Annotated in this window: 19 protein-coding genes, 1 other RNA gene and 1 riboswitch; of the genes, 10 read left to right on the top strand and 10 right to left on the bottom strand. The window is 46.8% G+C overall.

Annotated features, from left to right (window positions below; all coding sequences use genetic code 11):
- Positions 1-24: 24 nt before the first annotated feature.
- A complete protein-coding gene (locus tag PO771_RS05350; RefSeq protein WP_272562243.1) occupies positions 25-780 on the top strand; it encodes a glycerophosphodiester phosphodiesterase in 756 nt (251 codons plus the stop codon).
- Between the two features lie 57 nt (positions 781-837).
- Positions 838-1,362, top strand: coding sequence for a TlpA family protein disulfide reductase (locus PO771_RS05345; protein WP_272562242.1), 525 nt, complete (start codon positions 838-840; stop codon positions 1,360-1,362).
- Between the two features lie 84 nt (positions 1,363-1,446).
- Here the strand turns inward: PO771_RS05345 and ssrS are convergent.
- Both ssrS and PO771_RS05335 read right to left on the bottom strand, forming a co-directional pair.
- Positions 1,447-1,626: non-coding RNA, 6S RNA (gene ssrS, locus PO771_RS05340), on the bottom strand.
- 79 nt (positions 1,627-1,705) lie between these two features.
- The gene (locus PO771_RS05335; RefSeq protein WP_272562241.1) at positions 1,706-2,224 is read right to left on the bottom strand and encodes a ferritin; all 519 of its coding nucleotides are present in this window, start codon (positions 2,222-2,224) and stop codon (positions 1,706-1,708) included.
- Positions 2,225-2,330: 106 nt separating this feature from the next.
- On the opposite strand from PO771_RS05335, the gene PO771_RS05330 reads away from it, so the two are divergent.
- The 4 genes from PO771_RS05330 (at position 2,331) to PO771_RS05315 (ending at position 4,674) form a co-directional block, all read left to right on the top strand.
- Positions 2,331-2,825 (top strand): dihydrofolate reductase, encoded by a 495-nt coding sequence (locus tag PO771_RS05330; RefSeq protein WP_272562240.1) that lies wholly within the window; start codon positions 2,331-2,333, stop codon positions 2,823-2,825.
- A 130-nt stretch (positions 2,826-2,955) separates the two neighbouring features.
- Positions 2,956-3,507, top strand: a complete 552-nt coding sequence (locus PO771_RS05325) for a hypothetical protein (protein WP_272562239.1) — start codon at positions 2,956-2,958, stop codon at positions 3,505-3,507.
- 34 nt (positions 3,508-3,541) lie between these two features.
- A complete protein-coding gene (locus tag PO771_RS05320) occupies positions 3,542-4,471 on the top strand; it encodes a 4Fe-4S binding protein (protein WP_272562238.1) in 930 nt (309 codons plus the stop codon).
- Between the two features lie 2 nt (positions 4,472-4,473).
- The gene (locus PO771_RS05315; protein ID WP_272562237.1) at positions 4,474-4,674 is read left to right on the top strand and encodes a hypothetical protein; all 201 of its coding nucleotides are present in this window, start codon (positions 4,474-4,476) and stop codon (positions 4,672-4,674) included.
- Positions 4,675-4,775: 101 nt separating this feature from the next.
- Here PO771_RS05315 and PO771_RS05310 read toward each other — a convergent pair whose 3' ends face one another.
- Genes PO771_RS05310 through PO771_RS05290 form a run of 5 tightly spaced genes read right to left on the bottom strand, consistent with a single transcriptional unit; the run spans position 4,776 to position 7,851 of the window.
- Complete coding sequence (locus tag PO771_RS05310) at positions 4,776-5,624, bottom strand: energy-coupling factor ABC transporter ATP-binding protein (RefSeq protein ID WP_272562236.1); 849 nt, start codon at positions 5,622-5,624, stop codon at positions 4,776-4,778.
- A complete protein-coding gene (gene cbiQ, locus PO771_RS05305) occupies positions 5,624-6,412 on the bottom strand; it encodes a cobalt ECF transporter T component CbiQ (protein ID WP_272563102.1) in 789 nt (262 codons plus the stop codon). Before cbiQ ends, PO771_RS05310 begins: the two co-directional genes overlap by 1 nt.
- Positions 6,402-6,704 (bottom strand): energy-coupling factor ABC transporter substrate-binding protein, encoded by a 303-nt coding sequence (locus PO771_RS05300; RefSeq protein WP_272562235.1) that lies wholly within the window; start codon positions 6,702-6,704, stop codon positions 6,402-6,404. The genes cbiQ and PO771_RS05300 overlap by 11 nt, the downstream gene beginning before the upstream one ends.
- Positions 6,705-6,706: 2 nt before the next feature.
- On the bottom strand, positions 6,707-7,468 hold the full coding sequence (locus tag PO771_RS05295; RefSeq protein WP_272562234.1) for an energy-coupling factor ABC transporter permease: 762 nt from the start codon (positions 7,466-7,468) through the stop codon (positions 6,707-6,709).
- 14 nt (positions 7,469-7,482) lie between these two features.
- Complete coding sequence (locus PO771_RS05290; protein WP_272562233.1) at positions 7,483-7,851, bottom strand: (2Fe-2S) ferredoxin domain-containing protein; 369 nt, start codon at positions 7,849-7,851, stop codon at positions 7,483-7,485.
- A 177-nt stretch (positions 7,852-8,028) separates the two neighbouring features.
- A riboswitch (cobalamin riboswitch) is annotated at positions 8,029-8,220 on the bottom strand.
- A 175-nt stretch (positions 8,221-8,395) separates the two neighbouring features.
- Between PO771_RS05290 and PO771_RS05285 the strand changes: the two genes are divergently transcribed.
- The gene (locus tag PO771_RS05285) at positions 8,396-8,749 is read left to right on the top strand and encodes a hypothetical protein (RefSeq protein ID WP_272562232.1); all 354 of its coding nucleotides are present in this window, start codon (positions 8,396-8,398) and stop codon (positions 8,747-8,749) included.
- Between the two features lie 18 nt (positions 8,750-8,767).
- Here the strand turns inward: PO771_RS05285 and PO771_RS05280 are convergent, their stop codons facing one another.
- Positions 8,768-9,844 carry an NAD(P)H-dependent flavin oxidoreductase gene (locus PO771_RS05280; RefSeq protein ID WP_272562231.1) on the bottom strand — a complete coding sequence of 359 codons (1,077 nt, stop codon included), beginning with the start codon at positions 9,842-9,844 and terminating at the stop codon, positions 8,768-8,770.
- Between the two features lie 71 nt (positions 9,845-9,915).
- A complete protein-coding gene (locus PO771_RS05275) occupies positions 9,916-11,352 on the bottom strand; it encodes an aminotransferase-like domain-containing protein (RefSeq protein ID WP_272562230.1) in 1,437 nt (478 codons plus the stop codon).
- A 110-nt stretch (positions 11,353-11,462) separates the two neighbouring features.
- On the opposite strand from PO771_RS05275, the gene PO771_RS05270 reads away from it, so the two are divergent.
- The 3 genes from PO771_RS05270 to PO771_RS05260 all read left to right on the top strand — a co-directional run bounded on the left by PO771_RS05270 (position 11,463) and on the right by PO771_RS05260 (position 14,273).
- Positions 11,463-12,035 (top strand): pyridoxamine 5'-phosphate oxidase family protein, encoded by a 573-nt coding sequence (locus tag PO771_RS05270; RefSeq protein ID WP_422664981.1) that lies wholly within the window; start codon positions 11,463-11,465, stop codon positions 12,033-12,035.
- Positions 12,036-12,122: 87 nt separating this feature from the next.
- Positions 12,123-13,469, top strand: coding sequence for an APC family permease (locus PO771_RS05265; protein WP_272562229.1), 1,347 nt, complete (start codon positions 12,123-12,125; stop codon positions 13,467-13,469).
- A gap of 57 nt (positions 13,470-13,526) precedes the next feature.
- Positions 13,527-14,273 (top strand): amidohydrolase family protein, encoded by a 747-nt coding sequence (locus PO771_RS05260; RefSeq protein ID WP_272562228.1) that lies wholly within the window; start codon positions 13,527-13,529, stop codon positions 14,271-14,273.
- Between the two features lie 651 nt (positions 14,274-14,924).
- On the opposite strand, the gene PO771_RS05255 is transcribed toward PO771_RS05260, so the two are convergent.
- Positions 14,925-15,203 (bottom strand): hypothetical protein, encoded by a 279-nt coding sequence (locus PO771_RS05255; protein ID WP_272562227.1) that lies wholly within the window; start codon positions 15,201-15,203, stop codon positions 14,925-14,927.
- Positions 15,204-15,236: the final 33 nt, after the last annotated feature.

Below are 15,236 nucleotides of genomic sequence, written 5' to 3'. Positions count from 1 at the left end.
TATTTACAGAAGCGAGGCTGCCGTATGAAGGATTTTTTCTTGATTTATGCCCACCGTGGTGCATCGGCTACCCACCCAGAGAATACGATGCCAGCTTTTGCCGCCGCCCTTCGACAGGGAGCTACTGGCATTGAACTCGATGTACAGCTAACCCGCGACAATAAGCTCGTTGTTTTTCATGACTGGTCCCTTAAGCGTATTTTTGGGAAACCTGGACATATTCGCGATTACACCTTGGCTGAGCTCCGCCGCTTCGATGCCGGGAGCTGGTTTGACTCCCGTTTTTCCGGGCTAAGCATCCCGACTCTTGATGATGTACTGGCCCGCGCCGCTACAAAGCCGATCATGCTCAATATTGAACTAAAAAATTTCTTCTCCTTTTCCAACGGCATCGAACAAAAAGTCAGTGAAGCGATTACACGACACAACCTCCAGGACAAAACTGTCATTTCGACATTTAATCCACTCAGTCTTGAATCGCTTCAACAAATAAATTGTGGCGTGGAAACCGCTTTTTTATATTTTGGCCATTTACGCAAAGCATGGCACTACGCCCGCGAATACAACTGCACCTACCTCCATCCCCCTGTCCACGAAGTAACTGCACCATTTGTAGATGCCTGCCGAGAATACAGCATTAAAATCGTCCCATATCAAGTTAATACCTTACCGGAAATCAAACGAATGATCGAGCTTGGAACAGACGGCATCATTACATCACAGCCCGCTCTTGCCCATCGACTGCTGCACGGAGAGAAACGCCGCAAACCAAAAAGGTAATCATCCATACAATAGCGAAACCATTATGTATCTTAACTAAAAGCAGGTGAACCGTTTATGAAAAAAGCGCTGGTAGCTCTCACTGTTATTCTCGCCCTTCTTAGCTACACACTGTACACCCAACAGAAAACGCTCCGTTCTCCTCAAAAAGAATTTCGCGCCGCCGTCGGATATTACGCACCAGATTTCACCCTGATGGATGCGTCCGGACACGCACTACGCCTTTCTTCTATTAAAAAGCCGGTCTTACTCTCGTTCTGGACGTCCTGGTGCGGTCCATGCCATATTGAAACTCCGCAGCTAATCAGGCTGTACAAAGCATATCAAGGAAAGTTTGAAATCGTAGCAGTCAACGTAACACTAAATGATAAAAAACAAAATGCACGCACCTTTGCGGATTTTTTCGGGGTACCATATCCGGTTGTTTTTGATGAGAAAGGGGATGTAACAGAGCTATATCACGTTCAGGGCTACCCGACGAACGTCTTTATTGATGAGCACGGAAAAATCACTCGGATCGAGACAGGCGTTCTCCCTCCGAAAGAATTAGAAACGGTGATTCGCACACTGGTAACCCCATAAAATGCAGAACGATTATGAGGATAGCAGTTGTCTAATTTTACGCAAAAAACGCCTTTCGCTAAAGCGAAAGGCGTCTGTGTCCTATGTAACCCCGCCTATGCCGTTTCACCCTCATGTTTCATAACCCGCTCTCGCAGGTGGGTGTCCGCAGCGCCGCTTCCGCTGTCTCATCTATGTGAGCATAGCGTCTACCGCGTTATGTTGAACTCCCTAATAAATAGTAAGGTTCGAAACATAAAAAATGATCGTACATCGCAGGCAATTCATATCTTATTCGTAGCTATATCCTATCACGCTATCAAGTAAAATGCAAGTACTGACACACAGCGTGTATCATTTGGTGTTATTTTAATACAGAAGCATCTTCCACTACAAATGTCCGTTTACCCAGTTCGTCATCTAACATATACAACGCATTGCCATCTTCTCCGATGCGTTCAAGCTTTTTGACGATGCTGCTAAATGTGGCCTCTTCTTCAATCTGTTCATCAATGAACCATTTCAGAAAGCTCATCGTTGCATGTTCTCGTTCTTGCAGGGCAACATCTGCCAGGTTATAAATACGCTTCGTTACTTCCTGTTCATGCTTGTATGCTTCCTCAAAAACATCCTTGACTGATGTAAATTCATTGCGCGGTGCTGGAAGCTTATCAATTAGCACCCGGTTCCCCTTCGCATTCATAAAATGAAAAAACTTCATCGCATGGAAATTCTCTTCCTGCGCCTGCACCGTAAAGAAATTCGCAAATCCGTCCAGATCTTCTGATGCGCAGTATGCTGCCATCGCTAAGTACGTATTAGATGAATAAAATTCAAAATTAATTTGTTCATTTAATGCTGCTTCTAATTTTTCACTCATCATTGGTAAAATCCCCCTTACCTTCCATCACTCTAAAACCCGCATCCATCGTACCATATAATAATGCCCATGGTATAGTGGAAAGATACAAGCAGAAGGGGGATTTTACATGATTACAATTGTCGCGGCCATGGACGAAAATCAGGTCATCGGCTATCAAAATCAACTCCCATGGCATATGCCTGCTGACCTGGCACACTTTAAACAGGTAACGATGGGTCATGTCATTGTCATGGGTCGCAAAACATATGAATCCATCGGAAAACCTCTGCCCGGCCGCACGAATGTCGTCCTTACCCGCCGTACCGATTACGAAGCACCTGGCTGCACCGTTCTCCATGATGTAGACAGTGTCCTTACGAAGTTTTCCGGACAAGATGTGGATATTATCGGTGGTGCCGAGATTATTGATCTGTTCTGGCCATATACTGACAAACTCGAACTCACATTTATCCATCATACATTTCCAGGTGATGTACACTTCCCAGACTGGAATCGCGCAGAATGGCAAGAGCTCTCCAGCCATACATATGCACCCGATGAAAAAAATCCTCATTCGTATACATTCGCCTCATTTAAACGATATAAAAAAGAAGCGCAATAAATCGATGCGCTTCTTTTTTTGTACAAAATTATACGACATACTCACAAATCCCCCCTAATATCCTCACTAATTTCACACATTTACTTTATAGGATAGAGCGTACTCGTATTGAACAAATGGAGGAATTCTCATGCTAAAAAAACGACTACTTACGCTCAGCGCTTTCCTTCTTGCCCTTACCGTTGCTTTATCGGCCGGTTCTTACCAGAAAGCTCGTGCCAATGAACGCGGTAGCTTCACCCTATCGCTCCCTTCCTGCCACGAACAAACCGTTCTGCTCGATGTGGCCGGTCAAGGACTACCAAAACAGCTGCTCCAACCGGATCAGGTACAAATTTCCGGATCATTCAATAACACTGGTACGCAGCCCATCCCTCTACAAATTAGGCTCATCGGTTTTCCGGAAGGAACGAGACTAAATGCCAGCGAGTCCATCTTTGATAAAACAACCGGGCAACTGACACAACCACTTGCTCCAAAAACAAAATTCTCCTGCAAGCTTCTGATCACCCTACCATCTCATGCTCGTGATCATTATCGAATGGTAGAAGCTGCTATTGATGTATACCGGTCGGATACTCATACCAAACTCACAAGCATTCCGGTATACATTGTAAATTCCGAAATCCCAGATGCCCATCCGATTTCCAAACCAGAAACAAAAGACGGACACAATCACTAGTAAAAAGATAGCCACAAGAGAGGATGAAAATACAGTGACTACTGCTAGAACGAAAAAAATTAATGTGCACAAGCGACAGAAAATGTACCTACTGAAGCGTCTCCCCTGGTACATCCTAGGCTGCCTTTTGTTTTACGCACCATTTGCTTTATTTAATAAAGGGATTGCCTGGGTGCTAGGAGACAAAGCCGATCCGAATATTCATTCCACCTGCTTTCGTATCCCGATCGTAGAACTATTTACCAAAGGAAAATTCGATATCATGTCAGTCTGGGGACTAAGCCTGACGATTCTGGTTGTCTCTGCCCTGCTTGTCGGTCCCATCTTCTGCGGACGCCTCTGTACAGCAGGCGCACTCGGTGAATACATAAGTCGCCTCGTACCAGACAAAGTGAAAATTGACTGGACACGCTATGTAAATCCAGTACCGCTACGCTATGGTTTCTTTGCCGGTTTTGTGATCGCCCCGGTTGTAACAGGTGCGCTGAACTGTGCTTATTGTTCGTATGGCTTTTTTGAACGAATGATTACAGGTGGAATCTGGGGAGACATCGGCGTGCTCGGCTCATCGACAATTCTAACAGCCGGACTATGGCTCGGTCTGTTCGGCGTGTTTACGAAAGGCGGACGTGGGTACTGCAATTTCATGTGTCCGGTTGGCGCTGCCCAGAGCTTCCTCCACAGCATCGGGGCTCGTCTGCCGTTCACATACAAGCTCACATATAAAAAATCAGCCTGCATCTCTTGCGCAGGCTGCGTTAACACATGTCCAATGGGGGCACTCAAACTTAATGATGGCAAACGGAACGGAATCTCGTACTCGATCCATAACTGTATCACATGCCGCCAGTGTACATCCGCCTGCCCAACCGGAGCGATTCGCTATGGAACAGGTGAGCGCGGCTGGTCAGCGACACCACCCGCTGCGACTCCACAGCTAGATCCATTAAAGGAAGGAGCCTAGACATGAGTACCTCCCTTAAAAATTGGACTACTGGAATAGGAGCCACTGGCATTACTATGACCACCGCGGTGACAGCCGGTACGGGCAGTGTATGCAGTGGTGTCTGCGGCTCCTGCGGATTTGGCTGTGCCTCCTCTGTCGCCGCTTTAGTTGGAGCCGGGTACGTCCTCCTCACCGGGAAAATAACCCGTTCGAAAGACTAATCGCAAGCAAGTAATTTTGAAACGCTGTCGATTCGATAAAAAAGAGGCTGTCCCATTCGCCATGCTCTGGCTTTGGAACAGCCTTTATTCTCTGATTGCTTTTATATTTTCTTCTCTCCTATTTTTCGTATTCGCTCGATCATCTGCGCCACTGTGCGCGGGGCAACGCTCTTTTCATCCTGTAGAAGCGGAGCCACTTCCCGCCACACTTCATACAGCTGTGGCTGACCAAGTTGCCAGCTCATAAGCCTGTCTCGGTCACGAAACACTTCATCTGGCGTACCTGCACACACAAGCTGCCCTTTATTCATCACAAAGATCCAATCTGCCCACGCATACGCCACATCCAAATCATGCGTTGCCATCAATACCGTCGTACCAGCACGATGAATCTCGTCTAACTCAGCCAGCAGACGCTCCGTATGTAGCCGATCCAGATAAGCAGTCGGCTCATCCAGCAGCAAGAGTACAGGCGCAAGTACCATCACACCCGCCAGCGCAACCCGCTTCTTCTGTCCAAGACTCAGCTGATGAATCGGACGTTCAGCGAACTCACGTAGAGAAAACCGATCCAGCACCGCTTCGATTCGCTCCTTCATCTCCTGCTCTGGCACGCCCAGATTGCACATCCCATACGAGATGTCCTCCAACACTGTACTTGCCACTACTTGTTGCTCCGGGTCTTGAAATACGATGCCAACTTGACGACGCAGCTCAAGTAGATCCTTTCGCTTATACGACAGTGCCTGCCCGCGCCAGCGCACCTCCCCCGCATCTGGCCGATAAATTCCGTTTCCATGCAAAAAAAGTGTAGATTTCCCGCATCCGTTATGCCCGAGCAATACACACTTCTTCCCTTCCGGCACTTGAAGCGTAAGCCCGCAGAGCGCTTCGCTCCTACCGCCCGGATATGTATATCTCACATCTTCAAACTCCAATATCATCTGCATTACAGGCCACCTCTCATCCACCATTCCATCCCGATTAAAGCGAGCACCCCAATCACCACTTCCACATGATAACGTGGCGGCATTTTATAATCCCGCACCTGATAGACTCGAATCGTTCCTTCGAATCCACGCGCGGCAAGTCCAATGGCAAGCTTGCGCTGCTTCTCCATCGCACAAACAAATACTTGTACAAAAAGCCGGCCCATATCCTGCATGGTATTCCGAAATCCATTATGTCCACCACGCGATAGCTGCGCTACTCGGATATTCGCAGCTACGTCAAGCAAAACAAAAATAAAGCGGTACATTACTAGCATCAATTCCAGTACAATTTCGGGTATGCGCAGTCGGCGCAGCACATGCAGCAGCTCATTGAACGGTACAGTAAGCATTAAAAAATACAGGCAGGACGTAGCCGCCAGCGCACGAGCTGCTAATCTCCCTGCCTGATCCAGTCCGTTTTTACTTACATAAACATACCAGTCTGCAACCGCAAAACCACAAGCAGCATTTGCAGCTGGCACATGCTTGCCCTGCGTTACTTCCACTAGCAAAGCTGGAAGACTGAGTACAACAAATACAAACGCCAAGCCAATCAAACGTATGTACAATCGTGACGGAATGCCGGCATACTTTACAATCCATATGCTCATCCAGCAAAAAATCATCAACTGAACCGGCACATGCGAAAGAAAAGCGATGGACAATACGCCCATCGCAAATCCAGCTTTGTACGTCGGTGGTAGCATTCGCAAGTGATTGCCATACGCATACGCATCAAGCTGCATCCCGTTCACCCTTTTTCCTCTGCTCACTTCGGCCTCGATAGAAGCCTATTCCATATCCGACCACCCCAGCACCAAGCGCTGCTTGCACAGCAAATAGCAGACTTTCTGTCTCACTACCTGGCGGCTCTGCAAGCGGGGCGAACCACGGCTTATAATTCGGTGCGACTTCACTGATCGCTTCCTCTGCCGCACCATCAGACCCACCAAAATTCGAATTTTTCACAAGAAGCAGCGGAATAACTGCCAGCAGCACTACGCCTGTCACTAGCAGCCAATTCGTCCATTTTTTCATCACTATGCCCCCCGTTTTTGCAGCGACTGAATTTCTTCCAGTTCCGTGCGGTTATACGACTGAAGCCAATTCCAGACAAGCACCGTCAACAACCCTTCACTAATCGCAAGAGGAATTTGTGTAATGGCAAAAATCCCCGCAAATTTCAGAAATGATGCCATAACACCGCCACTTGCCGCTGGAAATGCCAGCGCCAACTGCAAGGATGTCACAACATATGTTGCCAAATCTCCAAGTGCTGCGGCCAGAAAAATCGCAAGTTTTTGACTTCCGTTCGCTTTCATCACCGCCCGATAGATGCCATATGCAACAAACGGGCCGATAACCGCCATCGACATCGCATTCGCCCCAAGTGTCGTCAATCCACCATGCGCCAGCAGAAGGGCCTGAAATAACAGTACGATTGCACCGAGCACACTCATCACAAGCGGCCCGAACACGATTGCACCAAACCCTGTTCCTGTCGGATGTGAACTACTGCCCGTGACCGAAGGAATTTTCAGGGCAGATAATACGAATGTGAAGGCCCCTGCTAATCCAAGCATTAACTTTGCTTCCGGGCGTTCCTTCGTAATTCGTCTGATCGAGCGCAAGCCAAGTACAAAAAACGGCACGAACACAACCCACCAGAATACCGCCCATTTCACCGGAAGAAACCCTTCCATGATGTGCATGCCATATGCGGTCTGCGGTTCATTAATCAACAAGTACAGTAGAAATCCAGCTACAGCAAGCAGCCCTGACCCCCATTGTTTTTTTCTCATCTCTGTCCACCCCTTCATAATTTACAGCGTCCTACCGCAGCACCTTCTGCCGGTACAAAACCACATTTATCTACATATGTATATACGGTTTGGTTATGTAGGTCCGTACTTACGTCTCCAAGATGGTCACGCACGAGAGCTCGCCCTGCCTCTGGAGTCATGTCTTTATACCAGCGACCAGCTGGATATGAAATAACGACACACGCATCCTCACACCGCCCATTGCAGCGCGTGCGTGTTGTATGAATTAACGCATCAGCATGGTGTGCAGCAATTTCATTTCGGATCGCCTGCGTTACATCCTCTCCTCCTGCCCGCATACAGCTTCCCCCATTACAAATCAACAGATGATGCTGTGTCCCTGTCAGATCCCAGGTTGCCATCGCAATCCCCTCTCTTTTATAAATCGTAAATATTACGTTTTATGCCATAACCTTAGTAGATATGTGCGTCAAATAAAAAAAACCGCCCTAACACAAGGGTGGCTGTTTCCTGTTCCTATGTCCGGCTGTACCAAAACCGGCTCACGCCTCTGCTTCTCACCCCCGAAGAAACCAAATGGCGATACAAAAAGACAGGCAGGTCTCCTGACTCCTGCGTCATCGCGCTTCCGCGTCTTCCCATCCCGATACGAAACAGTGACATTATGCGAAAGAACTCAGCAGTTACAGTGGCGGGACCGCGCCGGATTTACACCGGACTTCCCTTTTAAGCCGGGGTAAAACCCCAGCACCTGAACTTTGATATCCGTATTACTTTCCAAGAAAAATGTATCATTTATCTAATGGATTTGTCCACTCTTTTTCCCCTGCGTTCTCTCTTTTTTAAAGATAAGCAATTTTTGCACAGTAGTAAGTAACTCTGCTCGCATATATATAACGTATAAGGTACAAAGCTTCATGTACCCCTTATAGGAGGTGAACTGCCATGTCCGGTAACCACAATCCTCTCCCTCCGGTACAACAATCTGACCCTATGCAATACACCGGTCCCGAGTTTCTTTATGCACTCGCCAGGCAGGCCGAACAAGATGGTGACCTAGAACGTGCTGAGCTTTACTATCGGCGTGCGCTTGACCTCGCACTGCTGATGCGACAGCCCGGTGATGCGAATGCAAGACGCAGCGCTCAACAGAAAAAGGCAGCTTTCGCAGAAGCTGCCCGCGGTCCAAAACGCCGCTTCTGGCATGTTGTCAGAAGTCATCATCTGTTCCTATATCTCAATATCATGATGATTATTTACATGCTAGTTGTTATTATTTTTGAACTGACGATTTTATAAACAACCGCCTCGTTGTTTTTATTTTTCGAGCAGCTTACCCGCTGCTGTCACAATCTGCGTCAGAATAGAACTTGCCTCTTCCTGATCAGTAAGCATCCGAGTTGCCTGTCCGGCCCAAAGCGACATGTACTGTTCATTATTTTGCGCCGCCGCCGCGCGTCGAATGTCGCCTGTCACTGTATTTTGAGTCGGAAATGAAAGCGGTTCCATCTCGGATGATTCCACATGTTCAATGAATGCATTGCGAACTCCCCGTGCCGGACGACCGGAAAAAGCACGGGTGATGACCGTATCTTCTTCTGTGCTACCGAGCAGTGCCCGCTGATAAACAGGATGAGCGCCGGATTCAGCGGCGGTTAGAAAGCGTGTGCCCAACTGTACACCAGATGCACCAAGCATAAGCGCTGCCGCTAGTCCGCGCCCATCCATAATGCCACCTGCCGCCACGACCGGGATGTGAACAGCATCTACCATTTGCGGCACAAGTGAAAATGTACCGATATTTGCGCCCATTGGATGTGCGGTAGTGTCCCATGTTCCCCGGTGTCCCCCTGCGTCACTGCCCTGTGCCACTACGATATGAACTCCATGCTTTTCCGCTGCCATCGCTTCCTTTACCGTCGTTGCCATCGCAATTACTTTGATTCCAGCATCATGTGCTCGCTGCATCGCTTCTGCTGAAAGCAAACCAAACGCTGTACTTATTACCGGAACCTGCTCCTCAAACAGTACGTTCAACTGCTCGGCAAATCGGTCAGCCGTCCGTACATTTTGTGCTCCTGGTTCAATTCCCAGCTGCTCCCGCAGCGGATCAAGAACAGCCTGCATCTCACGTACATGTGTCGTGTCATCCGTAAGATCCACTGCGAACAAATTTACAGCGAACGACTGATCTGTCAATTCACGCACACGCCGGATCGCCTGACGAATCGCTTCCGGCTCCATATATGCCGCCCCAAACGTGCCTAATCCTCCTGCTTTTGAGACAGCCGCCACGAGCTCAGGCGTAGTCGGTCCCCCTGCCATTCCGGCCAGTAAGACTGGATATGTAATGCCCAGTATGCGGCAAATGTCTGTATGCAGCATGCTTTCCATCTGCTTCTCCTCCTTTTTATGCTCCCAAGCTACTTTTACCATATTATATCAATCTTTAAAATACAACATGATTACCGAAGCATCAGCACTTCTCCGATCCGGCGTAGTCCTTCCTCCAGTATCCGAGGTTCTACCGCCCCGAATTTCACCTGAAACCCTGGCACCGGATCTTCTACCGCGAACGCATCGCCAGGACGGACATACACCCCACGTGCCAGACAACGTTCAAAAAAGCGCAGGCTGTCGAATTCAGGCGGGGCATACACCCATGTACATGTCCCCATCGTCGGGACTTCAAATGAATAACGCTCAGGCATCCAGCGCCGCAGACTTGTAATTGCACCATCCCTGGCCTCTCTTAACATCATTCTTAGCCGCTCCACATAGTCCGGAAAATCTGCTCTCTCCCATGCCAAAAGCAGCGCTTGCTGCGCCATAACCGACGTTGTTCCATCCAACAAATATTTAGCCTGACGTATGCGCGGTCCATGCTTCTCAGGAGTAACCATATAGCCAAGGCGCAAATTCGGGTGAATCATCGTACTGAATGAACTGATATAGAATACATCCACATCGATATGCTCTTCTTGTGCCAGACTGTACAACGTCGGCGGCGGAAGCGGAGTAAAATATAACTCACCAAAATACTCATCTTCGAGAATCGAAAATCCGTATTCAGACGCTAATGCAAGCACCTGATGCTTGATCGCAAGCGGCCATGACATACCCGTTGGAAAATGAGCATTCGGCATCGCATACAGCATACTCAATTTCTCCTTCCGACACACAGCCTCTAATTTATCGATGTCGATTCCATTCCGTCCGAGCGGGAGTGGCACAATGCGGGCTCCCCTGTCACAAAATATATCCCGTGCTGGCAAGTAGCACATCTCCGGCACTCCGATCACATCACCTGGTTTTATAAACTGATCCGCAAGCAGCCACAGCGCCTGCTGTGTACCATTTACCATGCAAATCGACTCCACATCTGCCCACATCCCGCGTCCAGCCATCATTCCTTGAATCTTTTCGCGCAGATTTATAAGTCCGAACGGATCCGCTTTCTCCTGCGAAAACGTTTGCTCAAATACCTCCCCCATCGCCTGCTTCCACGCACGCATAAATCGTGTATCCGCAGGCGTAGGCGATATGCCAGAGACCGGAATCAAATCAGGCGTCTGCCGATGTAACCGCACTTGCTCCATTAATCCACCTCGTGCTTCCACATGCTTCGGTGGCAGCATAATCAGCGAATTTGGCAGTGCATGAGATACGACTGTACCGTGGCGCGGACGACTCTCAATCCAGCCATCATCTTTGAGGATTCGGTACGCTTTTTGTGCGGTTTCCATGCTCACACCAAGACTCGCTGCCAGTTCACGCACGGATGGAAGTGACTGACCCGCCGTAAGCCGCCTAGTGCGAATGGCTCCAAGTAATTGTTCTGCTATTTGTTCTGCTAGCGGAACAGAACTTCTACGTCGCAGCTGAAAATACGGGATTGACAACGTTCTTCCTCCTCTTTATACTCGTAAAAATTTGCGTGCATTGTTCTGGTACATTCACATTAGCAGAACAATTCGCCCGCTACAACCTATCATTCAAGGAGGAATTCCATATGAAACACCCGCACTCATCTACTATGCCATCTATGCGTCGCTCGCAAAAGGATCTGCAGGACACCGCCCAGATTGATGCTTGTCTCACCGCTTCTCGCACAGGTTTTCTCGGCCTGCAAGACGAACATGGTACATACGTTGTTCCGCTCAACTTTACCTGGAATAACGGCCATATTTATTTTCATGGCAGTCAGGGTGGCCGGAAATTCGAGGCATTGGACACGAACATAGACACACTCTGCTTTACCGTTGTTGAAGACTGGGGCACGATTGCACATCCTGTCCCTGCCCATACCGGCACCGCTTATCGCAGTGTCATGGTGTTCGGATGCCCGGAGCGTGTGGTAGACCTTACAGAAGCAACCGCCGCCATGCAGGCGATGCTTGATAAATACGTGCCCGGCTACTACAATAACGCGCTCGCTTCCGCTCATGTAGATGGGTATCGCTCCAGTATGGGGAGCCCGACACTTGTCTACCGCCTTACCCCTGTCCATATCTCAGGCAAGACGGTCCCACGCAACGAGGAAAACATGTTTTATCCAGGGCGAACAATTGGATCGAATGTATAAATTCACAAAGCCGAGCATAAAAATGCTTGGCTTTTATGGTACACTTATCCTTTGCAAAACGTTTTTTTTCGAAGGAGGAACTTACGATTGGAAGGAAAGACTCAGCACTTACAAAAAACATTAAAACTCTGGCAAATCGTATTCATCGGCCTCGGCTACATGGCACCGATGGCTGTTTTCGATACATACGGTATTGTTTCGGACGAGACCGGTGGGCATGTACCGATGGCATACGTGCTGACACTTGTCGCGATTTTATTTACCGCAGCTAGCTATGGCAAGATGGTACGGGTATATCCGAATGCCGGATCAGCTTATACATATACACAGAAAACCATGCATCCGTATTTAGGCTTTCTTGTCGGCTGGGCAGCACTGCTTGACTACATATTTCTACCGATGATCAATGCCCTGCTAACTAAAATTTATCTATCTACCGCATTCCCAAACGTACCTGGCTGGATATGGATTGTTGGATTTATCACCGTGCTTTTGCTTGTGAACCTGTCCCGCGTAACGATTACAGTATCGATTAATGCCATTCTTGTTTTATTCCAGTTTCTTGTCTGCATTCTGTTCGCTACGCTCGCTATTCGCGGCTTGCTGAACAAAGGAGAGCACCTCTTCTCGATGCAGCCATTTTATGCACCTGATATGCAAGCAGCAGCTCTTCTGTCAGGTGCATCGATTCTCTGTTTTGCTTTTCTTGGATTCGACGCTGTTACCACACTGTCAGAAGAAACACCAAATCCGCGTCAAACGATTCCACGCGCTGTGTTTCTCGCCGCACTTATCGGTGGTGTGCTGTTTACGACTGTCTCATATTTTACCCAGCTGTTGTTCCCGGACATTTCCGTGTTTCATGATCCGGAAGCAGCATCTCCCGAAATCGCATTGACAATTGGCGGCACATTATTCCAGGCTATCTTTCTGGCAGCAGCTCTTACTTCAACACTTGCCTCTGGTATCGCATCAAGTGTAAGCGCATCTCGTCTGCTTTATGCCATGGGACGTGACCGCGTGCTACCAGAACGAATCTTCGGCTATGTACATCCACGCCTTGGTGTTCCTGTGTATAATGTAGTCCTTATTGGCCTGACATCGCTAACAGCACTGTTCCTAGATTTGATTACTGCTACATCCTTTATTAACTTTGGTGCTTTGACGGCGTTTACGTTCGTTAATCTATCGGTTATCGTGCACTATATGGTACGCCGTAAAGAACGCAACTGGAAAGCCGTGCTAAACTATACGGCACTGCCCCTGATCGGAATTAGCTTCATCGGCTTTATCTGGGCGCATCTGGATGCCAAGTCAGTGATGCTCGGTCTTGCCTGGAGTACGCTCGGATTGCTGTATCTCGTCTATATGACGAAAGCATTCCGACATAAACCGCCGCAGTTTCATTTTGAAGAAGCAGAGTCCATACAGTAGCTATCTTTTTATACGATGGGTTGATTGCCTTGAAAGGAAAGAAGAAAGGGTGGTTTTATGCGTACCATATTTGATACCCATTTGCATATCATTGATCCCCGTTTTCCTTTACTAGAAAATCAAGGATTTTTACCGAATCCTTTTACCTGCCAAGACTATCTAAATAATGTGCAGGATCTACATAGTAAAGGGGGTGCAATAGTATCTGGCTCGTTTCAAGGATTTGACCAATCTTATTTGATTGACTCCCTACAAAAACTCGGTGTGAATTTTGTTGGTGTAACTCAATTGCCTCATGATACATCGGATGAAGAAATCATAAAACTTGATAACTATGGTGTTAGAGCAATTCGTTTTAATGTCAAGCGAGGAGGCTCAGAAGATATATCTCGTTTAGACTACTTTGCAAGAAGGGTGTATGAGTTAGTAGGCTGGCACGCAGAATTATATATTGACTCTAGTTCTTTACCTGAAATTGCATCAACATTGAAAGTTCTTCCTGCTGTTTCGATAGACCATTTGGGTTTATCAAAAGAAGGATTTAAACATCTCCTAGCTTTAGTAGACAACGGTGTTAGGGTTAAAGCGACGGGCTTTGGTAGGGTTGAACTTCATGTAGAACAGGCTATCCGTTCGATTTATTCGGTAAATCCAGATGCTTTAATGTTTGGAACGGACTTACCATCAACGAGGGCAAAGAGACCGTATAATCATTCTGATATTGAACTGATTTACAACACTCTTGAAGAAGAACAAGCCGAAAATGTTTTATATAAGAATGCGATTAAATGGTATTTAAGATAACGGCTATTGCGCTAACAGGAATCGATGATTCCACACATTTAGTACACAAAAACAAAAGGAGCCTACTAGTAGGCTCCTTTTCCATTGCGTATGATGGACTCAACTGGATTCGAACCAGCGACCTCTACGATGTCAAAACCGAACACTACGTTTTTTTTATTATTTTCTCATTATTTATAGGTTCCATAAATCCAGTAATATCAAGACGTTTTCTATCTTTTACTTTTTATTATTTCTAGTTTGTTACTTATTATTATTTTTAGTTCGTAACCAATTTGTAACCATAAATCGCTCTTAAAAATAATCTAATTAAGCAAGTATAAGAAATGTTACTAATATAAAAAAATGATATACACACAAACAATTTATATCAAAATAGCATACTATAATCGAAACGAATTGAAAAAATTTTCATGAGGTGTTTACACATCTGTTATGCCTTATACAAGAAAATCAAGCATATCATCAAAACTTCATTCCCCCCCCACCATGCTATAGAAGACAAAAAAAGCCACTCATTAAGAGTAGTTAGGATTAAAAAAATCTATATCGTTTTTGAGAATAGCATCTTTGATGAATCGCTAAAGGATTTTGACTTCTATCCCTCTTATATGCGGTAGGGATTTCTTATGGGTAGAACTTCTCTTTTATTTAAGCATAATAGCCACCTTCGGACGGATAACCTTTGTTTTCCAAATAATATTTATATATCTTGCTGAACGCTCGATTTGCCATTGATTGATTCATATACTTAGATGGCAACAAACGGACAACTTCATCCATTGGTGTGTCTTTAGATATTTCCCCTGAAATCAATTTTGGAATATCTACTTCAAAAGTTCCATCAAGTTCTTTCATACATTGACCGTACTGGTATCTCGCTATTGTAGCATTGACTTCAATTAATCTAAATTCAATACAGATTGCCACGCATATTCATCTTCCTTCTGTTTCAATTAAATC

Origin of the sequence: Aneurinibacillus uraniidurans (assembly GCF_028471905.1) — a bacterium.
GTDB lineage: Bacteria > Bacillota > Bacilli > Aneurinibacillales > Aneurinibacillaceae > Aneurinibacillus > Aneurinibacillus uraniidurans.
This window is presented reverse-complemented; position numbering and strand designations above follow the sequence as displayed.